7 protein-coding genes are annotated in these 25,372 nt (G+C 68.8%); 1 reads left to right on the top strand and 6 read right to left on the bottom strand.

The annotated features are described in order from the left end of the window. The first annotated feature begins 149 nt into the window (after positions 1-149). On the top strand, positions 150-1,562 hold the full coding sequence (locus ACIRD7_RS39405) for a hypothetical protein (protein ID WP_403460830.1): 1,413 nt from the start codon (positions 150-152) through the stop codon (positions 1,560-1,562). 36 nt (positions 1,563-1,598) lie between these two features. Here ACIRD7_RS39405 and ACIRD7_RS39410 read toward each other — a convergent pair whose 3' ends face one another. The 6 genes from ACIRD7_RS39410 to ACIRD7_RS39435 all read right to left on the bottom strand — a co-directional run bounded on the left by ACIRD7_RS39410 (position 1,599) and on the right by ACIRD7_RS39435 (position 25,371). After that, positions 1,599-20,624: a UvrD-helicase domain-containing protein gene (locus ACIRD7_RS39410; protein ID WP_403460831.1), complete on the bottom strand. Its 19,026-nt coding sequence runs from the start codon at positions 20,622-20,624 to the stop codon at positions 1,599-1,601. A 53-nt stretch (positions 20,625-20,677) separates the two neighbouring features. Beyond that, positions 20,678-20,950, bottom strand: coding sequence for a hypothetical protein (locus tag ACIRD7_RS39415; RefSeq protein WP_403460832.1), 273 nt, complete (start codon positions 20,948-20,950; stop codon positions 20,678-20,680). A 274-nt stretch (positions 20,951-21,224) separates the two neighbouring features. Then, a complete protein-coding gene (locus tag ACIRD7_RS39420; RefSeq protein ID WP_403460833.1) occupies positions 21,225-21,554 on the bottom strand; it encodes a hypothetical protein in 330 nt (109 codons plus the stop codon). Positions 21,555-21,576: 22 nt separating this feature from the next. After that, positions 21,577-22,182 carry a hypothetical protein gene (locus ACIRD7_RS39425; RefSeq protein ID WP_403460834.1) on the bottom strand — a complete coding sequence of 202 codons (606 nt, stop codon included), beginning with the start codon at positions 22,180-22,182 and terminating at the stop codon, positions 21,577-21,579. Continuing rightward, on the bottom strand, positions 22,175-23,995 hold the full coding sequence (locus ACIRD7_RS39430; RefSeq protein WP_403460836.1) for a type IV secretory system conjugative DNA transfer family protein: 1,821 nt from the start codon (positions 23,993-23,995) through the stop codon (positions 22,175-22,177). The genes ACIRD7_RS39425 and ACIRD7_RS39430 overlap by 8 nt, the downstream gene beginning before the upstream one ends. Beyond that, complete coding sequence (locus ACIRD7_RS39435) at positions 23,992-25,371, bottom strand: ATP/GTP-binding protein (protein ID WP_403460837.1); 1,380 nt, start codon at positions 25,369-25,371, stop codon at positions 23,992-23,994. The genes ACIRD7_RS39430 and ACIRD7_RS39435 overlap by 4 nt, the downstream gene beginning before the upstream one ends. Position 25,372: the final 1 nt, after the last annotated feature.

Genomic DNA, 25,372 nt, shown 5'->3' on the forward strand with positions numbered 1-25,372 from the left:
GGCCACCGCACGACGCCCGATCTTCACGAATCATCCGCGAACTGGGGCCAGTTGGAGTCGCCCCGGGTGGAGCCAAATGGCGCCGCCCTAGCCACGCGTCCTCGGCAACAAGATCGAGCCGCGCACCACACCGGGCCCTCGCTGCGGGAATGGCTGCACTTGTCCTCGGCGCGCTGGCCGGCTGCAGCGACACCTCGGGCGGCAAGGCCGATCCGACCGCCGGGGCGACCCACAAGGCCGCGGCACCGGTCCGGCTCCCGGTCCCGGACGGTTTCGCCACGGAGACCGGCTGGAGCACGTCGGCGAGCCCCGAGGCCACCGACATCGAGCCGGGATCCAGCGGCTTCCCTCTGGTCGCCGTCGCTCCCAAGAGCGGTCTGGTGATTCAGGCAGCCGCCGACGGCTCGCGCGTGCGTGCCTTCTCTCTCGCCAGCGGCAAGGCCGCGTGGACCTTCACCCCCAAGGCCCTCACCGGCGTCCGTGCCGGTGTCTTCGTTCAGGAGAGCAAGGCCGGAGAGAAGGTGGTGCTGGCCCGCCAGGGCAAGACCAGCGGAAGCGGCCTGAGCACGTCGCGCCGCACGACCACGATCGATGTCATCTCGGCGAACTCGGCCAGCAAGGCGACCGCCGCCCATCACCTCGACCTGGCGGCGCCTGACGACACCGCCACCTCCTTCACGGCCACCGACTCCGGCATCCTGGCCGGCCCGATGACCGACGGCGTGCACGAGAAGGCCGTCGAGATCGACGCGGCCACGGGAGCCAAGCGCACCGTGCAGAAGACGTCGGTGACGGTCTCCGGCTGCGCCTCGGGGTCCTGCGCCGTCCAGACCTCGCCAGCCTTCGCCACCTCCCAGGGCGTCGTCTCCGCCTTCCAGCAGCAGGACGGCTGCGACCCGTGGGCCGAGGACGGCACCCCGTGCACGTACGGATTCCAGGTCGGTGACGCCTGGACCAGCACCAACGTGGCGCCCAGCGGCATGCACGTCGGCATCCCGCTCGCGGTCACCGGGCCGTACCTGGTGGCTGCCTGGCACACCAGCGACACCCAGACCGACCCGCCCGCGCTCTCCGACACGAAGAAGACCATCCTGGCGGTGCACGATCTCTCGACCGGGAAGATCAAGGCACAGGTGAGCTGTACGTCCGCCGACGCGCTCACCCTTCAGCCCGGCTCCGCGCAGTCCTCCACCCGCCTTTCGCCCAACGGTGACTTCCTCGTCTCCGGGCAGGTCGGGTTCGACCTTGCCACCGGCCGTGGGCACTGCTTCACCAGCACTGCCAGCACCAAGGGCATCGATCTGACCGCCGTGGCCGACGACGGCACGGCGTACGGCATCGTGCACGTCGTCGACGACACGGGAGCCACTTCCCTGTACGGGCGGCTGCCGATCGCCCAGGACGGGACGGACACACCCGAGCACGACTCGGCACGCGTCAGCCTGCGCAGCGGGACGGCCAAGGCGCTTCCCGCAGCCTCCGAGGTCCCCCTCTATGTGGCGTCTGACGGGCACGGCGTGTTCCGCACCCGCGACGTGGTCGCGGTCTATCCCGCTTCCTGACCTCCCACCGCGCTGAGCCCCGAGCACCGTCGCGCCCTACCTGCGGCCGACGCCGCTCGGGGCGTTTTGCTGCCCCTGAAGTCGGTGCTCGGCCTGCTCTCGCTCGGCCTGTCCCCGGCGTGGCGGGCGTGGCGGTGCTCCGGCGGAGCCCGCTGAACGCTGCGGCACCGCGGCGACCGCCTCCTGGGCCGCTTCCATGGCGCTGGCCAGCAGATCGTCAGGGATCTGCGCCCCCCGCGCCTGAGCCGTGGTCCGTAGCGCCGCTAGGAAGGCCTCGGCGGTCAGCCCGGACTGCGGGGAAGCCGGTGGCCCCCCGGCGGGTGCCGCTGCGGCGATCTTGTCGGCGGTGACCCGAGAGTTCGCCGCGATCGTCTGCAGGACGCCCGCGGCCCGTTCCTCGGCCGGGCTGGTCGCGGCAGCCTTCGCGAAGTCGGCGCGGTCCTGCATCCTTTGGGCCTGTGCTTTGAAGGTGTTCGCGGTGACCGCCGGCTTGTTGGCCTCTGCGGGGGACGGCTGGCGTCGCCGTTCGGCAGCAGCCTGCTCGATCTTCGACGGACCATCGGTCGGCGTCGGCCGACGCCGACGCGGCAGTTGCGGCCCCGCAGCGGCCTCCTGTTCTCCTGCTGCCTGCGTCTGCCCGCTGGCAGGCGCAGGCGAGGCCGGGGCGGGCACGGCCTCCCGGAGCGCCCAGTCCCTGTTCGCCTCGCCCCGCACGTAGACGTAACCCTCGCCCGCCAGACGCTGCGGTACCTCGTCGCCGCGCCCTTGCAGGAAGAGGCCAACGGACTCGTTCGCGCGGCGGCCGGCGTCCGTCCTGTTGCCCGGGCGCGTGTTCTCGTGGTTGAGCAGGCTCATCAAATCCCGCCGGGACAACCCGCGATCAGGCTGGACATCGCGTCGTACGGCGGTCCTGACTTCGTCGAACCAGGCCGGGGTCAGTGGTTCGCTGGCCGGCTGCCATCGGGGCGCGGGAGCCCGGGGCGCCGGGCTCGCGTCCATGAGGTTCTCCGCGTCGCCGGGCGTGACCAGGACGTCCCGGACACCGCCTTCCCCCTGGGGCCCGACGATGCCGAGTTCCTCCATGCGCGTCAGCAGGGCGTCGGCTTCGGCTGCCGGGATGCCATAGTCGTAGCTCAGGTCCAGCGCCAGGGTGTACTCCTTCGCGGCCACCTGGAGCACGACCGCACGGAACCGGTCCGGATCTTGCGCCAGGCTCTCGCCCACTGGAGCAGGCTCGGCCTCTGCTGCGGAGGGGCCTCCCGGCGCGGTCTCTTCGCTCTCTGCGGGCGTCTGCTCGGCCGCCTCGCCGACGGCGGACTCGTAGGTGCCCAGTGGAGTGCTCACGTCCTCGGGCAGGTGACCGTGGAGGTGGGCGATGTGGTCCTCGGCGGCATGGCGCAGGACGCGCAGCATGTTCCACCGCAGTCCGTTCCGGCCGCCGTTCGCTGCCAGCCGGTTGATCAGTGCCTGTGCCCCGGACGAGATGATCTCCAGGGTGCGGACCCACAACGCACGTCCGGTGCCCAGGGTTTGGCGGTCGGCCATGAAACGGCCCACGCCGAGCCAGCCGTTGTTGACGGCTTCGCGCACCGCGGACCACACGGATGCGATCCGGCGCCACACAGGATGCTGTGTCAGGGCCCCGAGCCGCTCCGAGACCGCACCATAGATGCCGCGGATCGACTCGACGCTGTTCGACAGCATCGCGCGCATACGCCCCTGGTCGCCGCCGCCCGTGCCGTTCCCCGCATCCTGGCGGCGGGCGGTGAGCCTCTCGGTGAACCAGTGCCAGGCGCGGCCCAGCTGGTCGGCCAGGTCGATGCGCTGGCCGGCGGGCAGCAGCCCGGTCAGCCGGTCCGCGCGGGTCGCGGCGGCCCGATGGAGTCCCCATACCGCCCGCCAGGCACGCGAGTCGCGCTGGCCCGACCGTTCCAGGCGCCTCGCCAGGTGCATCGCCCCATGGGAGATGGCGCGCGCCGTGCGGGCTTCGATCGTCCGGTTGATGCCGTGCGCGCGGATGTCGCGCAGCGTCGTCTCGGCGTAGGTCAGCAATGCCTCCCGGACGGCTCCGCGGAGTTGCTGGCCTGCCTGGCCGATCGAGCGGATCATCGTCCATTCCGGGGTGCCCCAGTAGGCGCCTGCCTCGGCCGCGGCGTTGCCCATCGCCGCTTCGAGGGCGTTGGCGTCACCGGCCTCGACCGCCGGGTCCTCGACCGCCGGCAGGATCGGGTCTGCGTCGATGCTGGTGAGGATCCCGGACAGTGCCTGCCGAGTGGCGGCGTACTGTTCCCGCAGCCGCTGTTCGTCCTCGGCGCTGAATCGGGGCCGGGGAGTGGGGGTTTGTGTCTCCGCCGGGGGTTCTGCGCTGCGCAAGAGGGCGACGATGTCCTCGAAGTGCCGGTCGAAGTCGTCCTGCCCCGGAACTTCAGGTTCTCCCGTGACTGCTTCGGCCGCAGCCATGCGTTCCTCCTCGATCAGGGCCTCGTACTCCCGGTCCACTTCCATCGCGGCCAGTTCTTCGGCGGACACCGGCTCGTCCTGTTCAACGGTGCGGCGACGGACGCCTTCTTCCGGGTCCGGCTCCCATTCGGTGCTGCTGTAGACGACGCCGTTGACGACCAGGTCATCGCCGATGACGTCCCTGAAGAAGTCGAAGTCGTCGGCGTCCGGTTCGCCCGGCGTAGATGTCTGCGCCTCTTGCGGCTCGGGAGTCGGTGCGGACTCCCGGGTGCTCTCCTCCTGCGCCGTCGGCAGCTCGGCGACCACGGTGGTCGACTCCGGCTCGTCCGGATCGGATGAAGCCGGTTCCGGTCCCGTGTTTGTGGTGGCGGTGTCGGCCTCCTGCACCGGTGCGGACTCCGCGTTCGACGGTTCCTGACCGGATTCTTGGGCTTGCGCCGGTGCGGTTTCGGGGCTCGTGGGAGCGTCGGGGCGTTCGGCCAGACGCGTCTCCTTGAAGCGGGAGAGCAGCCTGGCCCCGTTGTGTTCGCTGTCGAGCAGGGCCTGCATGTCCGGGGTCGCTTCCAGACGGGCCAGCTGTTCTTGTGCCTGGGTGTACACCGCGAGGAGCAGGTGTCGATCTTCCTCGGACGCGAACGCCGTACGTGTCGCCAGCGAGCGTCCGGCTTCGACGACGGTCGTGGGCAGGTCCCGGCAGGCGCTCAGCAGATCGTCGGCCGAGGAGTGGGTGGTGTCGGCTGCGAGGATCGCGCCGCGGAAGGCCGTCTGGATACGAGCCGCCTCGTTGGCGTCCGTGACCCCGGTTTCTTCCTGTAGCTCCCGGGCTTCGGACAGCAGCAGCCGGCCCGTGGCCGAGTTGGCCCAGGCGTCGTAGGTGCTTTCCGTGGCACACAGATCGTCCAGGAAGTCGTTCTGGTTCTCGTACGGCAGGTGCGGGGGCGCGGTGGTGGCATCGAGTGCCGGTCCGGTGGCCTCGGCCGCCACAGGAACAGCGGGCTGGTGCTCGTCGGCGCGGGGAGCCTTTTCGGGCGCGGTCGCGGAGCCCGGCGCGGTGGTGGGTGATCCCGCAGCGGGGGGCGCCGCCTCCGGCACGGGCCCCGGCGCCGTGAGCGCGTCGCGGGCTGTCGCTGAGACGGCGGGCGTGAGGGGGGCTGGTGCGTCCGCGGGCAGGTCGACGAGCCCGGCCAGCGACTGCGGAAGAAGGAGGGGCTCGACATGGTCGTCCGGGTAGCGGCCGGTTTCCCACGTGTAGGGACGCAGCTCACCAGGCCCGACGACGAGGTCCCCAACGACAAACACTTCGGTGTCCGCGCTGACGACGGGACGCTCTCGCACGATGAACGGCAGCCGTTCCTCGGACACGCCGGTAATGCAGTCCCCCGGTGTGAGCTCACTGAGGCGGCAGGCGCCTTTGAACCGGTCAGGCAGTACGGCCCGGAGCGCGGTCACCCGCTCCAACGTGGCGATGTCGGCAAACGAGTCCTCCATGCCGCCGAAGTCGATCGGCAGCATCTGCCCCTGTTCCCAGTTCTCGGCGGCCCGGATCCGGGCGACTCGCTCGTCCGCAGTACCCGTGAGGTGAGCTTCCAGGGCCTCCTTGGTCACGGTCGCCTTAGCGTCGACGAGGATGCGCCATAGCTCATTGTCGGCCGCATTCCAGCGGCCCGACTCGCCGATAACCTTGAAGCCCAGTTCACTGCGGGACATGGCGTTCCTGGTCCGCCATGCTGCTGCCACCAGCTGACGTTGTTCCGGCGGCAGTGCCGGACGGAGCCACGCAAGGACCTTGGCCAGGGTCAGCCGTCCGGCGCGGATCGTCGTCACGGCGTCGTCAGAGGTCTTGACCTCGATCTCGATGGCACCGCTTCGGGAGTAGACACTGGCGAACTCGTTGCCCGCCTCGTTGTAACCAGGCTCCGACGGCAAGCTAAACCAGCCTTCATACAGTTGCGGGGTCGCCCTCCTCTTCTGGTCCATTTCGAAGATCAATTTTCCGAAGTCCCACGGGCTCATCTTGCCCAGCGCCTCGGCGATGTCCCGGTCACTCAGTGGCTCGGGTGCGTGCTCCTCCTGCTCGGCGGGGGCCGGAGGCTCGCCGGTGTTCTCGGCGGCCTCGGTGACAGGTGCCGGGGCGTCCTCGGTCTGGGGCTCCGCAGCCGGCTGCGCCTCGTGAGTGGCGATGAGGGCGCGCAGACGGGCGTACTGCTCGGTGACCGTCGAGTTGGACAACTCGGCGATGCGTTCGCGGGCCCGGTCCACCTGGACCTTGACCGGGGCCAGAGCCGCGTCGACGTTCGGCCACACTTGCTGGCCGTCGGGGCTGTACGAGGTTCCGGCGAGCCCCATGACCTGCTCCAGGGCATCCCGTGCGGCGGCGGCCTTGACCTTGCGGCTGCGCGCCGCGCGCTCGATGTCGTCCACGGCCTCCAGGCAGAGGATCAGTGCCTGGCGCACCAGCGGGTCGGTGAGTTCCGGCAGGCGGTGCGCTTCAGCGAGCTGGGTGTCGAGTTCGGTCAGCTGGTCCGGGTCGTCAGCGCGGGCCTGGATCAGGGTCTCGAAGCTGTTGAAGGCCTCAACGGCGAGCTGGTCGATCTGGGCGCGCAGTTGTTCCGCAGCCTGGGTCACCAGGGTGGTCAGGGCGGAGTCGGGCTGAGCGAGTTCGTTCTGGGTGTGTCGGAGGTTCTCCTCGAACTGGGCCCAGGGGTTGTCCTGTTCCCAGATGTCGCGGACCTGGTTGTCGCCGAGAGCCTCACGCAGTTCACGGGCGAGGTTGGGGATCTCGTTCTTCTGTCCACGGCGGATTCCTGCCGTACCGCGCTTTTTGATCTTCTGGTCGTCCCAGGGCAAGGGCGCGATGCCCGGCTCGGCGTCCTGCGCGGAAGGGGCGGCCGTCTGCTCGTCAGCGGGCAGATCGTCTGCCTGGCTGGCGAACATGGACGGCTGGTCGGCGCCGTTCAGTGGTTCGCCAGCATCCTCCCAGAGGGGGGCGGCCGGCTCAGGCTGCCACTCAGGGCCGGGTTCCGTCTCTTCAGGCCGCGCCGTGTCCCACGCCGCGGCCTCGGTGTCGTCGGTCGGCTCAGGGTCGGCAGGCTCCGCGGAGGCTGCAGCGGCCTGGCGAACCGAGGCGGCGGGCTCGTCGTCTGACGCCTCGCTGACCGTGGGCTCCGGCTCCTCTTCGGGGACGGCGTCCGGCGTCCCGCTCTCAACGGACACTGGGGGCAGGGGCAGTTCAGGGGCGGCAGTCTCGTCAGCGACGACGGGGGCGGGGGCGGCCTGCTCGGGTGCCGGGGTGGCAGCGATCTCGGTCGGGACGGTGTCCGCGAGAGCGCCGATGGTGTGGATCCAGCCGAGGGATCCGATGTCGAGTCGTTTCCTCGCCCGGGTCACCGTCACGTAGGCCAGGCGCAGTTTGTCCAGTGCGGGCAAGATGAGTTCGCCGGTCTTGGTGTCTTCCTTGGGCTGGGGGAAGTCGCTCCAGACCTGGACCTGGTCCCATTCGCGGCCCTTGGACTTGTGGGCGGTGGAGACGACCAGTTCGGGGCGGGTTTCCTCGTCACGGGCTTGCTCCGGGACCAGGTCGCGGATCATGTTGATCAGGCCCTGGGGTGTGTATCGGTCGACGAGCCGTACGAACGTCTGCAGGGTGCTCGCGTCCTCGTCGGACTCGGCGTACTCCTTGACCTCGTTCCAGTTCTCGAAGGCCGACAGTTCGGGGTGCTTGGTGCGGCGGCCCTGCTGGAGATCCCGGGCGGCCCGGGCGATGTCTTCGATGTCCCGGCCGCCGCCGACGAGTGCCACGCGCTTGCCGGCCTCGAATCCCGCGAAGACGGCGGAGATGGCGCCGACGTTGCTGTAGGTCAGGATCGCATCGGCCTCTTCGACGGTGCCCAGGACGGTGTCGAGGGTGGGTGCGCCTTCCAGCCGGAGGTCGGATTCGAGGAGAGCGAGGTAGGCGTTGCCCACCTCGGCGACGGCGGCACCGAACCGCCAACTCTGTGTCAGGGGCAAGACCACGTCGGCCGGCCAGTCCCGCAGAGCATCGACGGCACCGCGGAATTCATAGATCGCCTGATTGCTATCGCCGACGACGATGATCTGGGCGTCCTGGTCCTGGATCACCTTCCGCAGCACAGGATTGATGTCCTGGGCCTCGTCGAAGAAGATCGTGTCGAAGTTCAGGCGCGGGTCTGACAGGGCCCAGATCTTGAGATAGTCGTCATGGTCGAAGAAGATCTTGTTGCTGTTCGGATCCGCGATGTCCGCCCAGGCCCGGCGGGCGTACCCCAGCAGCGTGCGCGCGGCGGGGACGTGCGCCCACTTCTCCCCGAGGTGCTGGCGCCCGAGTTCGACATCAGCGCTCTGCCGGTAGCGGCGGAGCGCCCCCATCACGATCTTGGCGATGTCCTCGGGCCCGACGTGCTGGAGGTTGCCGTCGCGGTCGCCGACCCGTATCTCAGCGGTGATGCCGAGCGCTGCCGCGACGTCCTTGGGACGCCGGGCGCCGCTGTTGCGCGAGCCGGCGATGGACACCTTCTGCCGGTAGGGGGTGTTGCGCAGATCCTGCAGTGCGAAGGAGTGGCTGGTCCGGGCGGTGACATTGCGACCGAACTTCTGGCCCGCTTCGTCGGCGATAGCCCGGTTGAAGGCGATGTAGCCGATGCGCCGCTCCAGCATCTGAGCAGCGATCATCACCAACGTCGAGGTCTTCCCGGTGCCCGCGAGCGCCTGGACAGCAACGTGCTTGCCCTCGACGGCCGCATCGATGATCGCCTGTTGCTGAGCGGTTGGCGGGTACTTCCCGCTGGCCACGGCCGCGACCGCGCCTTCCTGGGCGTCCCGGGCCGTGAGGAAGGCCCGGACTTCTCCCAGGAGCTGCTCCTTCTGCCCGCGCATGCCGTTGTAGCGCCAACGGCCCTTCTCGTACTTGAAGTTGCGGTCCCGCTTCAGCAGCTCGCGAAGGCCGTCTTCCGCGGGGGCGCCTGTTGTGCCCGTGACGTAGGTACCGGTCGCATCGCTGACGATCTTGATTCGGCTCGTCCAGGGTCCTTCGGCCGCCGTCTCCGGCGCGGTCGACGTCACGCTCTCCTCCTGTTGCTCGTCGGCCGGGGACATCGGTGCAGGTGCGGGTTCCGGTGCCGTAGCCGGTGCGGCTTTCCCTGCCTGCGCGGGGCTGCTGGGGCCGATGTGACCGATGACGACGCGGTCGCCGAGGGCGCCGATCAGTTCCTGAAGTGGTGCGGTCCCTTGGTTGGGTTGCTCGGCCTTCTGCTGGGCATTCCGAGCGGGTGTGCCTGTCGAAGGGGTGTTCTGGGCGGCGAGCGGCAGCCGTCCCAGGGCCTGCGCGTAGGGCAGCCGGACGAGTTCCTCCACCTGCTCCCAGGTCAGTCCGTCCTCAAGTGGCAGCAGCCGGGCGTTGGTTCGATGAAGCAGGTCACGGGGGAGCACCGTGTACCCCGTCTTGGAGGTGAGTGCGAGTTTGCTCTCTGGGGCGATCAGGACACCGTGCAGCGCGTCGCCGTACCGCCTGTCTTCCTCGGCGGCTTGCAGCAGGATCACGGCGTCGGGGATCACGCCGTTGGGATAGGCGAGGGTGGCTACGACTGCGAACTGGATCTCCGCGTCGTTCGGGGGGCTTTCGTCGTAGCGGGGCAGTGCACGAAGGTGATCCTGGGTAAGCGGTTCGACGGCGCTGCTCAACAGCTGTTGAGTGTCGACGGGTTCAGGCCCAGCGGGCGCGATCTGCTGGGGAGCATGGGGGGTGGCATGTTCCGGGTCTGCGGTCACCGCCGCGGTGGTCGGTACCTCGGCCGGGTCCGCCTCATCCGTAGAAGAGGGGCTCTCCGTCGGCGCGAGTGCCTCCGGCGGGTGCCGGTTGCCGTCGTCTGCGCCGGTCAGGGGAAGGCACCGCACTGCCTCCTCGTACGGCATTGCGACCAGGGACTCGGCTTCTGCCCAAGGGATCGGGCGTGCGAGCGGCAGTACGCAGGTGTCGGGCAGGAACAGCAGGTCCTCAGGGGCCCAGCGGCCATCCACGGTGCTGACGACGTGATCGTTCGCGGGCACGATCTGCGCCCCGTACACGAGGAGATCGTCGCCATCGTCCTCCACTTGCTGCAGCAGCAGGAGCGCGTCGCGAACTCGTCCGTCCCGGAAGGGCAGTGTCGCCAGCACGGCGAGACGGACGTCTTCACCAGGTCGGTGCTCGGGGCCGAGGGGCAGTGAATGCAGGTGCTCTTCGGTCAGGGAGGGCCCGGTGAGCGCACCGGTCGAGGCCTCGCTGACCGCCTGGGCCGAGGGCTCGGCGCTGTTGCTGTTGCGCGGAGCAGTGGTTGGCCAGCTCTTGCTCACGGCAGATGGCGTCGCCGATTCGGCCGTCGCCGCCTCGGCTTGGCGGGCTGCGCCTGCTTCGGCCGGCTGGTCACTCGGTGCTGCGGCGAGGGCCGCGTAGTACACCTGCTCGAAGGCGCCTGTCGCGTACTGCTCCTGCACTTCCTGCTGGTCATGGCGGAACCAGTCCCGGAACCTGTCACCCCCTGCGCCGGTCGCCGACAGATCGGCGCTGCCGAGCCAGGCCATGAACAACTCACGGGCTTCCTCGCGTGGGCGCCCGTCGGCCAGCAGTGCCCGGAGATGGTCATCGGCGAGGGCCACTCGTACGGCGCGTTTCTGGGCGTCGTCGCGCATCCCGGCGGCCCAGCGGGCGCTCTCGGCCTGAAACTCGGCACGCTTGCGCTCGCGGTCGTTCTCGTCGACAGCGGGCGAAGCCGCCGACTGTTCATCGGGCACGGGCGGGCCGGGCTCCTGCGGCACGGGCGCCACGGGTTGCGCTCGCAGTTCCCGGTGTGCACGGGGGCATGCCAGATCGAGGACCTGGCGGCGTCCGTCCTCCTTGAGGTAGGTCCACAGCAGGTGTTCCGAGCCGCCGTCCGTGATCAGTTCGTCGGCGGCGGTGGCGAAGACAGCGCGGAAGTCGGCCTGATTGTTGGCGTGCGCGGCCTGGACCAGGGCAGGGTTCTCGCTCGCCGCGTTCACCAGCCACGCCGCGACGTCCTCGTGGTCGGGGGCCATGGAGTCGCGCAGCAGATCGCGGACCGTTTGCTGGATCACCGCGCGCACGGCGGGAGCGTTCCAGGCCGGTGCTACCGGGCTGTCGGGCAGGTGCTCGCTGAGCCAGGTATCGACCTCCTCGTCGGATACGAGTGATTCGGAGAGCTTTGCCGGCCGCTGCAGGAGGGGCAACGCGGCATGTGCGGGCAGGGTCAGGCCCGGTATGTCGGCGCCGCGCAGGTCGGGAACCTCTTGGGCGGCGCCGGTGCGTTCTGCGGGGATGGCGACGTTGACCAGCAGGTGTCCCGCGGCGCTCCTGGCTGCCACAGTGATCTCGATGCGCCGCTGCTGCACCTTTGCCGGCTCGTTCCCAGCCATCTGGCCAGTCGGCACGGAGGCCTGCTCGTCCTCACGCACGTCGGGGTGACGGGGGCTGCCTGGGGTGGGGGCGGTCTCCTGTCCGACCGGTTCCGGGCGTTCGCTCTCGGTCTGTGCTGCCGGGAGGGCAGGAGTCCCGAAGATCTCCTGCCAGTCGTTTCCGTGCTGGGCGGTCGCGGTGACACGCGAGGCCAACTGCACGGCGAACTTGTTCATCTTGCGGAAGTGGCCCATCGCCTTGGGGGCCCGGTAGCGCTCCTCCTCCAGATTCCGGGCGAGGACCAGCACGGTGCGGGCGAGCTTGGTGCAGCGCTCGACCACGGTGTCGGCCGGATGCGTGAATGGATCACTCACGCGTCCCACTGGCCCGTCACACAGCTCCTCCATGGCCAGCCAGACCGCTTGGCCGTCCGGGCGGGTCTGCACTCCTTGGTCGGTGATGCCCCGTCCGATCAGACGCCGGCCCGCCGGGGTGTCTTTCAGTCCCGACAGCGCGCCGTACATCTCCCAGAAGTCGTTCTGGGCATCCTCTTTCGACGTGTACGGCTCCCCCACGGGGATGACGATCTCGGTGGCCGAGTCCTGCTCGGGTTCCTCGACCATGCGGAACGGGCGTCCCATGCGGGTTAGCTCGCCGGTGAGATTCCGTACATGAAGATCCCGCGTGGGGCGGCTCATGTTCCGCTTCAGGTACCAGAATCCCTGGTTGCGGCTCCACCGGAACTTGTGGCGGTCCAGAGCAGCACGGATAGGCGCGTCGGAGTCCTCGCTGGTGGTGCCGCGGACCACGGTGCCCCGGTAGTGGTGCTCGATCTCCAGGACTGTGCCGGTGGACGGCTGGGTCTGTTGCGGTTCGGGAACAGGGCCGTTTTCGGCTTCGAGCCGCTGACGGCGCTGGGCAACGCCTCCCTGCACTGCGGCCACCGTCTCCGGGCGTGCGGCGGAGGCCCGGCAGGCGACCGCGTGTTCGTAGGAGCGGCGGACGAGGTCGCCCAGCCGCTTGGCGTCGTCGGGATGCCGGTAGAAGCTGGCGGGCAGGCTCAGCACCAGGTCGTACGCTGCGTGCGCCATCGCCGTCGCGTGCCGGTTGACGTCGTCCAGGCTCTCGGAGGCTAGCGTGACGAAATCGGCGGCATACCGGGTGTCCCCGGCAGCGTCGAGGGCCTGGCGGGCGCCGGATGCGTCTGGCCTGATGTCGAGTAGCGCCTTGGCGGTATCGCTCGCCATCCACCAGTTCCACGCGGACTCCGCCTTGTTGGCGCCGCCGACGAAGTCATCGGCCGCCTCGTACGGAATCTCCTCCATGCCCAGCTCGTGGGCCGCGAGGCGCTGGTGGTGCTGGAATGCCTTGCGCGCCAGGTCGCGCAGCGCGTACCGGCTGACTCCGTCTCCGGCGGCCTCGGCCTCCTGCGCGGCGCCGAGGGCATGGGAAGTGACCTCCATCCAGTCGGTCAGGGCTGAGGCGACCGTGTCGTGTGGCCGACGCAGCATGAGCATGGCTCCGCGCAGCCGGTCCGAGTACGGCCCGCCGTGGTCGTCATAGGCGTGCGGCCACTTCGGGAAGCTGTCGAAGATGTCAGACAGAGCCCGCCCGATCTCGGCACTGTCCTGGTACCAGGGAGCTGTCAGCCGGAGTGGGTCGGGGTGGTCGAGGACGGAGGTGTGATCCTCGTCGAGGTCGGCTGCGTCCAGGAGCATCTCGGCGAGGTCGTTTGGTCGTCCCTGCATGCGGGCCAGGTGGCGCTCCGTGTACTGGACGACCTTCTGGGCGGCCGTGCGCACGTCGTGTCGGGGGTCGTCCGCGAGCTGTACGGCGGTCCCGGCGAGGCGGTCGTAGATGCTGAACACGTCGCTGGGCGTGCGCGGTTCACTCTCGATGACCCCGGCGACTGCCGCGTCGGCATCCTGGTGCGCCGGGCTCGGGGGATCGCTCTCCTGTCGTGCGAGGGCCCGCCGGAGCTGCTCGGCGGCCATACCGACGTAGCGGCGTCCACCAACCAGTTCCGCGGGGTCCGCGTAGCCTTCGAGGACGATCGCGAGGTTCGCCACCTGGGGCATTACCGAGCCGAATCCCTCTGCCCTGGTGCCCGCCGCGTTCGCAGGAGGGGCGGACGCTGTGGCCACGGGAGTCTCAGCCTCCGCATCGGTTGTCCCATCCGGCTCCGGTGAGGGGACGTCGCTCGTCGCCGGTTGCGGTGCTGGTGTGGGCGTCGTGGCGGACGGCGCGGCGGGGGTGGCCGGTTGTGCCGTGGCGAGCTGAACGGAGAACCGGAAATCGTCGGGGCCGGAGACCACGAGTCCGTCTTCGGTCTCTTCCAGGTCCGTGCCGTCGGCGGAGAGTTGCGCCAGGCCTGCCGCGAGGTCACGGCCGCTGACCGGGCCGGCGCGCAGGCCCCGGGGACCGGCGACGGTGTATTGGTCCCACGGGAGGATGCCGGGGATGAATTCCACGGCGTCTTCGTCGAGCGTGAGGGGTTCCGGGGAGCGGACCCACTGCTGGTAGGCGTCGCTGCTGCGGTCCTCCACGGTGCTGCAGTGCCGGGACGCGTGGTCGCGCAGGGCCGTGTAGATCGCCCAGTTCCCCTCGGTGCTCCGTCCGTCTTCCCGCTCCCACTGTTCGACCACGGAACGGCATTGGTCGGCCAAGCGCAGCAGGTGCGCCCAATCAGTTGGCAGCTCCACGCCGAGCAGGCGGGCGATCCGGCCCTTGCGGCTGGAGGTCATCGCGGTGTCGGCCGCCGCCATCAGGCCTTCTGCCCGCTCACCTGTGGCCAGGCGCCCGGCATGGTCGGACGCCCATCGGCGGTAGGCGGTCAGTGCCGCTTGCTCCGCAGTCCAGGACTCGGAGCGGTCTGTATAGGGGGTGTTCGGTACGTGCCCGGGTCGCTGGGTGGTCGCGTGTGGTGTCGTCGCTGGAACAGGCTCCGGTTCGGCTGCGGAGCCTGGGTGTTCCTGTGCTGTCCGGGCAGTGTCTGCCGTGGGCGGGCTGTCCTGACGGTGGTCTCCTGCGGCGGGCGGGCTCGCGGCCGGCGTGACTGCTGACGCGGAGGCCGCGTCACCTGGTGTCTGTTCCGGTGCGCGGGCGCGGGATGGAGGTGAGGCATCGGCCAGTTCGGCGTCGGCTGCGGTTTCGTGCTGTGTTCGGGGTCCCGGCTGGGGACGGTCGGCTGTGTCCGGGTGGGCCCATGGCGCGATCTCGTAGAAGTGCACCCGCATCGCCTGTCGGAACGCGGTTTCGTCACCGTCACCTGCGAGGGCGGCTTTCAACGACGTGGCCCGGCTCCCGAGTTGGTCGGTCAGCCAGGCATCGAACAGGTCACCGGCCTGGCTGCCGTTGCCGCGAAGAGCACGCTGGGCGTCATGAAGGAGTTGGTCGATTGCCGCCTCGTAGGCCTGGGCGACGCTGGCAGGAAGCTCCTCGGTGAGCGGTGTGACCTTCACCTTCCCCATCGGGCCAGTGATCACGACCGTGCCGGTGGCGTCCGGTTCGATCGCGACGTCCGACCCGTCATGGCCGAGCTGTTGCACGATTTCGTTGAGGAATGTGCCGCGGGAGTCGCTGAGGGTTCCGCCGAGCATGGTGTGCTGGTACCAGCGGTCCGGATCGAAGGGTCGGCCTGTGTCGGGGGAAGGGGCGCCGGGGGCCGGTTGACGTGAGGGGGAAGGATGCGCTGGAGCTGTGGTCGGCTGTACAGAGCGCCGGCGGCCTTCCAGCGGTGCAACGTAAGTGATGTGCTCGCGGGCGGAGCGGGCGACCTGCTCCGTGAGGTTTCTCATCGCGCGACCGGTCGCGTTGGGCTGGAAGCGTGGGGAGTCCAGGTGGGACAGGAAGTCCTCGCAGGCGCGAGCAAGACCATGGAAGAGATCCAGAGCCCACGGATCGCCTCCGGCCACAGGGGTCTCTTCGGCGGACTCCCGCGCATGGTGCAAGGCCTCAGCCAGCGCAAGCCCGGCCTGCTCCATGTGACCGGCCAGTTCCTGGCCGCGGCCAGACATCCCCTCAACGACGTCCAAGTTCTGCCAGGCGGCGAAGTCCGCCAAGACGGCGTCTTCACCCGCAACGGCGGCAGCCTCATCCGGATACGGCCACGGGGCCGAGGCCACAGGGCCAGGTTCTCCGCCCGCGCCGACCGCAGCGCGTACCGCCGTCTTACGGGCATCCGAGCCGGCGGGCGCGGCATCTGGTATGGCCCGGGTACGCGTGCCGTCGGCCAACGCTTCCAGGAAGCCGCGAGTGGTGTCGCTCATGTCGTCGGGCGTGAGGGTTGCCGGATCGACCTCCACCCAGCCGTCGGCGGAGCCACCAGCCATGACCATGGCGTCGTGGACCGCTGCGTCGACCAGGTCGGCGCCGGGTTCGGTGACCGCCGCGTCGTGAACTTCTGGCTCGCTCGTTTCCGCGGCTCCCTGCACGCCGAGGGCTTTGGTCAGCTTGCGGTGCTGGGCCTCGATCTTGTCGAGTTCGGCTTGCTGCGGGAAGGGCTTGCCGACCAGGGCCTTGGCCCGCGCGATGTTCGCCTCGATCCTGGCGATGTGCTGCTCGGCCTTGGCGTGAACGGTCTCCAAGCCGTCCAGGGCGTTCTCCAGCTTGCGGATCAGGCCGACGCGATCTTGTTTGGCCAGGCCGCTCGCCGACAGCCAGATGGTGTCGACGGGAACATTCTGGAAGTACACCCCCACGATCAGGCCCTCGAAGCTGCGCTGTACGAGGGCATGGACCGGGATGCCGCCGAGTTCCCCGACGGAGGCGTCCTGCTGCTGGCCGCCGCTGTTGACCGAGACGCGGACTAGCCGTTCGAGTCGCTGGGCCAGCGCCTCGCCGGCCTCCCGGCGCTCGTCGTAGGCGCGGCCGTCGACCGTCATCGTGAAGGCGTCGCCTCGGGTGGCGGTGCGCCGCTCCATGGCGGCACGGGCCTCCTGCATGTGAGCCTTGAGGTCCTGGACGCGACGTCGCCCCTGCTCGCCGGTGACTTCGTAGGCGAATTGTTCGTCGTGCCACATCTGCTGCTCAAGGCGCAGTTTGGCGAGCATGCCTTCGACGCGCTCCAACTGTTCCAGCTCTGGCTTGTCCGCAGCGACGGCGAACATCACACCGGCGGGGATGCGTCCGTCGTCACCGTCCTCAGCGGCTTCCAGGATGCGGCTGGTGTCGTTGATGTCGAGGATGGCCTCGGCGAATGCCTGCTTGGTGGCGACCTTCTGCCACAGGAACGGGTCGTACGACTTCTTGGTGATGATCGCGGTGTGGTGGATTTCCTTGTTCTGGTTGCCCTGGCGTTTGCCTCGCCCCAGGCTCTGGATGATCGGGGTGGCCTTCCAGGTGGGGTCGATCTGCATCACGTGGATGACGCGTTTTTGCAGGTTGCGGCCGGTCCCCAGGCCGGAGCGGCTGCCGACCAGTACGGCGATCCGCCCCTCGCGGGCGTCCTTGTCGAGCCGGGCCTTCTGCTGCGGGTTCTTCGCCTCTTGGTCGAAGCGGATGAGGCTGCCCGGCATGCCGCGGGCGGTCAGTGCCTCGCGCAGCGCCTCGTAGAACACGAACTCCTTGTCCGGTCCGGGCACACCGAGGTCACAGAAGGCGAGTTGCAGGCTGCCGCGGTTGGGTTCCTCGTTGCCGTCGTCGTCGTAGTAGACGTCGTCCTTGTGCAGCTGCCAGAGGCGGAACAGCTCGTCGGCGGCAACGTCGACCTTCTGGGCTTCGTCGGTGCTCTTGTTGACCAGCCGTACGTCGAGCGAGGCCAGACGCCCGTCCGTGGATATCCACAGGGTGTTGTCCTCGACCAGCTTGCCCTTGCGGTTGTACTTCAGGTCAGGGCTGCCGAGGCGGATGCCCATCATCCGCCGGCCCAGCGACTGCATGAGCTGGCGCAGTTCCGGGGAGGCCTCGGCTTCCAGGATCCGCATCTCGCCGCCGATGATGGCGGGTTCGCCGAGCTGGAGATCGCGTTTGAGTTTGACGTCGGCGATGGTGAACAACACGCGTTTGAGTTCGGTCTGGTTGACGTAGCGGGCGTAACGAGCCCGGGTGGAGAAACTGTTGCCGTCCGGGCTCATCTCGACCCGGTTGACGGGCTGGATGAAGGTGGAGACGAACTGGTCGTCCTCCTCGATGCCCCACTCGTCGCGCAGCAGGTCGGGACCGAGGTATTTGATGGCGGTCAGGATCTCCATCGGGGAGTTGTCCACCGGCGTGGCGGTGGCGTGGGTCGTCACCCGGCCGCCATAGTTCTTGCGCAGGTAGGACAGCTTCATGTCCATGTCTGCGGTGATCTGGTTGCCTTCGAGGGCGAGTTCGCGGATGGAGGAGATCACCCGGAGGTTTTTGAGGGTGTGCGCTTCGTCGTAGAAGATGTAGGTCGAGCCGGTCCGCTCGAATTCGACGCCCGAATCGCCCGGTGTCTTGAGCTCGTCCTCGATCCGCCCCTTCAGGGTCGCGATCTGGTTCTCGATGTCCTTGACGGTGTACTTGTCGTCGCCATCAGCGTTGTCCAGGTGCGCCTCCAGGCGCTTGACCTCCCGGTTGATGTAGTCCAGGCGGGCCGGTTTGGACATCGGGATCTTCTTGAACGCGGTGTGGCTGATGATGACCGCGTCCCAGTTTCCGGTCGACCAGCGGGCGACGAACTTGTGCCGGCGTTCTCCTGTGAGGTCGGAAGAGTCGGCGACCAGGATCCGGGCCCGTGGGTAGGCCTGGAGGAACTCACGCTGGAACTGGCCCAGAACGCCCTTGGGCACGGCGTAGACCGGCTTTTTGGCGAGGCCGAGGCGGGTCAGTTCCATCCCGCCGACGATCATTTCGAGGGTCTTGCCTGCACCGGTGCCGTGGTAGAGCCCGACGCCGTGCCTGGAGGCACGGATCCTGGCGACCGCGGCCTTCTGGTGGGGGTGCAGTGTGTAGGCCTTGGACAGTCCTGGGGCCGTGATCTGCACGCCGTTGTAGGTCGGGGGGACGATGGCGTTGTAGCGGTCGTTGTAGTACCGCAGCAGGGTCTCGGCCCGGTCGGGGTCTTCCCACAGCCACATCCGGAAGCGGTCGTCAAGCTGTTTGGACTTCGCCAGGGCGAATGCCGTCGCCTGCCGGTCCGTCACTATCTGTCCGTCGGGCGGTATTTTCCTGGTGACCAGGATTTCCTGGTTGTTGAGCAGGTTGCTGGCAAGGGCTTGGGCGGAGCGGGCCTGAGTACCCCAGACGGTGCGGGCCAGCAGGCTGCCGGTTTCTCCGCCCTTCACGCTCCAGCGGGCACCGAGGTTGCTGACCTTGATGTCGTCGTCTTCCAGGATTTCGCGCAGGAACTGCTGTACGTACTTGGCGCTGACCCAGGCGGCGCCGAGCCGGCTCTGGATCTCTGCGGGTTGCAGGTCGCGGGGGATGACCTCGCGCAGGGCCTCGACGTTGACGGCGAACGCGGGATCCTTGGCCGCGGCCTTCTCGGCCGCGGCGAGCTTGCGGCGGACGTTGCCCGAGATGTACTCCATGCGGCGCACCAGACCGCCGGCCGGATCGTCGTAGACGAGGGTGCCCAGCGCCTCACGTGCTGCGCGTTCGCTGTCCAGGCCTAGTAGGGCGGCCACGACGTCGAGGCGGATCTCGTTGTACTGGTCCCAGCAGATCAGCGCCGCGTCTTCCGCACTGTCCGCCCGGGTCAGCGGCTCGGGCGGGGCAACGACCCGCTTGGCGAACAGGTCGGCCTTCGCCGCGCTCTGGTGGTCCTCGTCGAACTTCTCCAGCGCGAAGACGTACGGGGCGAAGGGGTCGTTGCGGAACCCGCCCATGCGCGGGTAGGTCCGGCGCTCGGGCGCGTTGTCGTCCTGATCCGCTTCGCCAGACGGCGGGTTGTTGACCTTGAAGCGGTTGATCGGGCCGAACCGTGCCACGTACGCGTCGTAACGGCGGTTGAGTTCGGCCCGCAGCTGCGTCATGCGCGGGGTGATGAGGTGGTGCTCGGACTCCTCGTCCAGCAGGGCCACCGCGATGTCGCGCAGGCCGATCAGCTCGCGCAGCTCCCGGACCTGAGTCTTAGCGGGGACGTGCGGGACGGGCCGGCCGTTGCGGATCTCGGTGAAGGTGCCCTCGGGGCCGAGTTCCAGAAGACCGTCGTACTTCTCCAGGGTTCCGTGGAAGACCATGCGCTCGGTGAAGGTACGGCCCGACTCGTGGGCGCGCTGCGCGACTTGGTCCAGAGCCGCGCCGAGAGCGGCTTCGGCCTGCGGGTTCCCCTGGACGACCAGTTTGGGGCCGTATCGAACGATATCGACCTTGGGTGTGCCGAGCACCATCTCTGGGTGCTGCACGAAGTAGTTGTTGATTTCGATGGGTTGGGAGGCAACGCCGGTTCGGGCTCCGGGCAGAACCGTCGGCTCAACAGTCAGCCAGTCGGCTTCGGCCGGCGTCTCCCCTTCTCCGCGACGCCTGAAAACGAGGAGGTCCATCACCACATTCGTGCCGGCAGCGTCCTGGTGGGAGTTGCTGGGCAGCCGGACGGCGCCCAGGAGGTCGGCGACTGCGGCCATCTGTTCCCGGGCTTCGCGCGCCTCGTCGGTCCCGTCCAGGGTGTAGCGGGAGGTGATCAGGACGACGATGCCGCCGGGCCGGGTGAGCGCCAGGCTCTTGAGGATGAAGTGGTTGTGGATCGAGTGGCGCCGCCCGGGGTTGTACTTGCGGTCGGTGACCTTGTACTTGCCGAACGGGACATTGCCGACGACGACGTCGAAGTCCTCCTCAGGTGGCCGGGTGTCGGCGAAGGACTCGGTGAGGATCTGCGCGTTCGGGTAGAGGGCGCGGGCGACGGCCGCGGTGATGGGGTCGACCTCGACGCCGACGATCTCGGCGTCGGCGGGGGCATCGGCGAGGAAGCGCCCTGCGCCCACGCCGGGCTCCAGCACTCGCAGTTGCGCTCCGGCCGGTACGCCGAACCGTTGCAGGGCCTGCCAGACGACGCGGGCGTAGGCGGGATCGGTGTAGTGGGCGTTCAGGGTCGAGGAGCGGGCCTTGGCGTACTCGTCGTCCGACAGGATGTCCCGCAGATGGGCGCGCTCGGCCGCGAACGTGGCGGCGAACTTCTTGCGCTCGTCGAACAGGTATGGGGTGGCGCCCCAGCCCGTCCACTGCTGGAGCACCTGCCGCTCGGCATCCGTGGCCGGCCGGTCCTCCGCCCGCAGCCGCAGCACGACGTGCACGGCCGCGATGTTCGCGGCTACCCGCTCCCGCTCCGTACGGGGCCCGGGCCGTGCTACTCCTGGTCCGGCTCCACGTCCAGGAGCACCCTCTCCCTCAGCACTTCGCCCTCCGCTGTCAAACGGGAGGTGTTCAGCCGCTGCAGGCGCTGCAGGTATCCCTCCCCGTCCGGCTCCTGGCCCGCCAGGTCCCGGGCCCGGGTCTCGATCTCCGTCGAGATCTCCTCCCCGAGTTCCGTGAAGAACTCCTCCGGGTTCTCCAGCTCCCCGAACGCCTGGGGTTTGTGCTCCTCCCAGTGCGTCATCGCCTGTGCGCCGTACCGGTTCATCGCCGAACTCCCCTGTCTGCTCTGAACTGTTGGACCTGGTGGACGGGACCGGGTGCCCCGTCTCATCCTCTCCCGCCGCCGGGCCGTCCGGGCGTGCCGCAGCCCCTTCCCGCGCCGGAGGGTCCTGGTCACCGAAGTCCAGGCCGGGCAGGAAGCCGCTGTCGTTGATCGAATTGTCGTCGGCGGGCTGCTGCGGTGTACTCAACGCCTGCTCCCAACGTCGAAAAGGGCGGTTGTGTGCATCGGGGCCCCAACGGGCTGCTGGTGGGCTGGGTCAGATAGGGGATGACGGCACGGTGAGATCTCGGGCGGAGGCGGCGTCGTCCGGAGAAGGAGCAGCGGATGGGCGGATCAGCTCGCGAAGCACGACCTGTTCGGCCTCGTCCTGGACCGCAAGGAGCCGTCGGGAGCGCTGTTCACTGGTCTCACCGCCGGCGGGCGTGCCCGCGAGGACCATCGCGTCCGTCAGTTCCCCGGCCTGCCGCTCGGCCTTCTCCCCGAGGCGGGTGAAATACGCCAGCGGGTCCGGCAGCATCCCGTACCGGCCGGGCAGATGCTCGCGCCAGTAGGCCCAGGCGGCGCGCCCGTACCTGTTCATGATCATGTCTGGCTCCCGGCTCGTGTCGTCATCCGCTGCCGTCCTCGTCCGGATCGGTCCGGTCGCCGCCGCCCGGGCCTGCTGCTTCGCCGTCGGGCTCGGGGCCGTCGGCGGAAAGGAGCAGGGCGAGGTAGGCCGCGTCTCCGCCCCAGGGGGCATCGCGGTGGCGGGCCCGGTGCTGGCCGTTGCGGCACGCGCCGAGCCAGAACCGGCCCATCCGCTCCACGGCCCGGGCGAGGGCGTCTTGCCACAGGTACGGCGCCGACCCCCCGTCCTCCCCGCCGGCGTAGGCCGACTCGTGGGAGGTCCACAGCGCCGTGAGTTCCTCGACGACCGCGCCGTGCTTCCACCAGCAGTGTCTGGGCAATTGATCCGTGGTCATCTCGTACCGGTCGGCGACCCAGATCACCCAGCGGACGAACTGAGGCCAGAGCACGGCGCGTTCCTCGGCGTCGAGTTCGTGCCACCGCACCGGGGCACCGACCGGGCGTTCCTGCTCTCCGTCGGCATCCCCGCTGCCGGATCCTCCGGCCTCCAGCTGCTCCTCCAGCAGCTTGACCCGCTCGCTGAGAAGCACCTGCTCGGCGTTGACGTTGGTGAGTTCGGCGAAGATGTCATCGAAGCCGCTAGCCATGGCCGCCGCCCGCCTTCTCCAGCCGGACGCGGTCTGCGACCATCTCGTGCGCCTTGCGGGTGGCTTCCTTGATCTCCGCCGCCCGCGGCCCTTCGTGGGCACGGATGAACGTGACGAGCGTGGCGGGGGTACGGCGGTGGAACACCATCCCGCCGCGCTCCGGGATCATCCGGATCGTGGCAGGCTCCACCACCGCACGGCGGCGCACCGACGTGGACACCGAGACCCGGTCCCCGTCATCGGAGACGGTCTCCACGTCCTCGTCGAATTCACCCGCGAGAGAGCTGTAGGATTTCAATTCTTCGGGGTCGCTGATACCGCCCAGGAAAACCTTCACCGTGCCGCTGGCGAACATCTTCCGCACGCCCAGGGCACCCCAGCGCTCCTCCGCTTGGGCATAGCCCTGAAGAACCGCCATGATGAAGATGTTCTGCGATCCGCTGACACTCATCAGGCTCGGAATTTCGGGCAGAGGCGCCACGTTGGCCAGCTCGTCCAGGAAGCAGCCGAGCGGAATCGGAAGGCGCCCGTTAGGGCTGCGGGCCGCAACCCTCTTGGCGGTGTCGAACATCGCTTTGGCGAAAGCGGCATTCAGCGGTGCCAGGGCGGATCCTTCTTCGTCCTCGCCGATCAGGAACAGCGTTCCGGACTGCCGGAGGTACGTTTCGATGTCGAAGACTTCCACGTCCCCTTGGGGGGCGAAGATCTCGGCGACCTTCTCGTCGTAGAGCGCGATGAATGACTGCTCTGCGGTCCTCCAGGTGGCGGATCGTTCCTCCTCGGCCGCGGCGTGCTGGCCGGCGAGCGCGGCGGCGAGCAGGTGCTTGCCCTTCGCTGCCAGAAGGTCGACGGCTTCGCGGTTGTCGGGGTCCGTCGCCCAGGCCAGCACGTCGAGGACGGGCCGGTTATGGAGGGCTGCGGCATGCAGCCAGCAGGTAATAAGGGTTTTCGCGTTGAGCGCGAAATAACCGCCATTCTTTGTCCCTTCTTCGCTTTTCGTGGTCGCTGCGAGGGTCTCGGCACGCTTGCGCGCTACCTGGTATTCCTCGCAGCCTGCGGTCAGCGGCCAGCGCAGCTGATTCGGCCAGCCGGACAGTCCTGTCGGGTCCAGAACCCAGACAGGACCGTGTTCCTGCCGCAGAAGTGCGGTGTTGTAGAGGACGTCTGTCTTGCTGCTGGTGGCGAGGACCGTTCCGCGGAATTCGAGGATCTCGGGAAGGATGATCTGGGAGGTCTTTCCCTCGCGCGGAGGGGCGACCAGGATCATCGATTCCTCGATCGTGATCCAGAGATGGATTTCCGAGGGGTCTGCGCTGCCGATGTAGACGGCGACGTCGCGGATGGTGATGGCTTTGGGGTTCTGCTCGGCGAGCGTGGGACGCAGCGATCCGGCACGGGACAGGGCCTGTTGCTCGCCCATGGCCTTCTCCAGCTGTGCCCGGGTCGCCATCCCGTCGGCGCCGTCAACGCCGCGGTGCTTCCACCACCAGTACGTCTTCCACGTCCCCCAGGTCGCCGCGGCAAGCAGCAGGAGGAAAGCGGGCCAGAACACGAACGGGCCGGCTACGCCCGCACTCGGCGGCCAGGCGGCTGCAGGGTCGCCGGGGTGACGGAAGACAGCGACGACCGCATGGCCCGCGGAGTCCCAGCTGACGGCCGCGGGCCGTCCGTGTACCAGGAGGCCGGACAGGAGAGCGGTCAACCACAGCAGCGCGGTGAGCACGAACGCCGCGATCAGCGGGAGGATCCACACGGCATCGCGGCCAAGACGCAGGCGTGCCGCGGTCTTCGGGGTAGCGGCTTTCGGCATCATGCCGCCGCCCCCTTGTGGAGGCGTATTGTCGGCGCCGGTGCCTGTGTGCCCTGGCGGTCAGTGGGCTCCTGCTGCCCCTCCGACATCCTGCGGTTCGTGTCCGTCAACCGGATCTCCAGCGGTGTCCGGGTATGTTCCACCAGATTGATCCGCGAACCCACCTGCCAGATGGCCCGACCTGGCGCGCACACGTTGGATCCGTCGGCCAGCGCCTTGCGCGCCCAGTCGGGAAGTCCCAGGTAGTTGGCGGTGGTCTCGGCCTCGTCGCGGTCCATGTGATACAGGACCCGGGTCGCCGTCAGTTTCAGAATGGCCGCCGCCTCCGGGGCCTGCTCCAACAGCAGATCCCCGAGGTGGTGCAGTACCGCCCAGAAGGACAACCCCAGGCGCCTGCCGTACCGGACCAGCTCCTCGAACAGCCGCGCAACCGGGCGGTGGGAGAGGATGTGCCAGGCCTCCTCGACGATCAGAGTCCTTTTGATCCGGTCATTCGGCTTGATCCATCCGAACCTCAGCCATGGCCCGATGACAGCCATCAACAACGGCATGGCTTCGCCCTCGCGCGGCAGCTTCGTCAGATCGAAGATGATCAACCGGGCGTCGAGGTCGATCCCTTCGGTCGTCGGCCCGTCGAACATGCCCGCCAAGTCACGGCTGGGGTTGCACAGTGAGTCCAGGGCAAGCGCGGCCGGCTGACCCCACTCCACCAACTCCTCGGGAGTGACCGGCTGTTGCCCGAGCAGGGTCGGCTGCGGAGCGGTCAGCCCGTCCAGGACATCGGAGAGGATCGCCACGCGCTGCTGCTCGCGGGCGGCGGCGATGGCCGTCTTGTGAGCCTCAGCCAGGGCGAACTTGGTCTGCGAGGTGAGGGTGCCGGTGAGGATCTCCATCATGGACACGAGCACCTTGAACTGGTGCTCGGCAGGGATGCGGCCGTCGAGCGGGTTGATCCGCACTCCCTCGCCGACGTCGCCCGCGCCGTAGACGAGCCGGATCGGCGTGATGCCCAACTGCCGGGCGATGCCGTCCCATTCACCGGCGCCGTCCTCGCCCTGCGCGTCCAGAATCGCGAAGCTCCGGTCACGGAAGCGCAGTTGCCGCAACACGTACGTCTTCTCCAGCGCGGACTTGCCGTAGCCGGACTTGCCCAGGATCAGCGCGTGCCCGCTGGCGAGCCGGACGCGCGCCTGCGGGTTGTACAGAATGAAGGGGTCGTAGATGTAGGCCTTGCCGCTGTAGGCCTCCCGGCCGATGATCACGCCGCGGGGGTCCATGCTGGCCGCGCCGACTGCCGGGTAGAGGCCGCAGGCGTGGCTGGTGGTCGAGCGGACGGCCCGTCGCCGGGTCTGTGTCTGGCGCCGCAGCATCTCCAGCATC

Source organism: Streptomyces sp. NPDC093568 (genome assembly GCF_044764945.1).
Taxonomy (GTDB): Bacteria; Actinomycetota; Actinomycetes; order Streptomycetales; family Streptomycetaceae; genus Streptomyces.

Coding starts and splice junctions, on each gene's coding strand:
- ACIRD7_RS39405 (WP_403460830.1), top strand. CDS start 150: ATGGCTGCACTTGTCCTCGGCGCGCTGGCCGGCTGCAGCGACACCTCG.
- ACIRD7_RS39415 (WP_403460832.1), bottom strand. CDS start 20,950: ATGAACCGGTACGGCGCACAGGCGATGACGCACTGGGAGGAGCACAAA.
- ACIRD7_RS39420 (WP_403460833.1), bottom strand. CDS start 21,554: ATGATCATGAACAGGTACGGGCGCGCCGCCTGGGCCTACTGGCGCGAG.
- ACIRD7_RS39425 (WP_403460834.1), bottom strand. CDS start 22,182: ATGGCTAGCGGCTTCGATGACATCTTCGCCGAACTCACCAACGTCAAC.
- ACIRD7_RS39430 (WP_403460836.1), bottom strand. CDS start 23,995: ATGATGCCGAAAGCCGCTACCCCGAAGACCGCGGCACGCCTGCGTCTT.
- ACIRD7_RS39435 (WP_403460837.1), bottom strand. CDS start 25,371: ATGCTGGAGATGCTGCGGCGCCAGACACAGACCCGGCGACGGGCCGTC.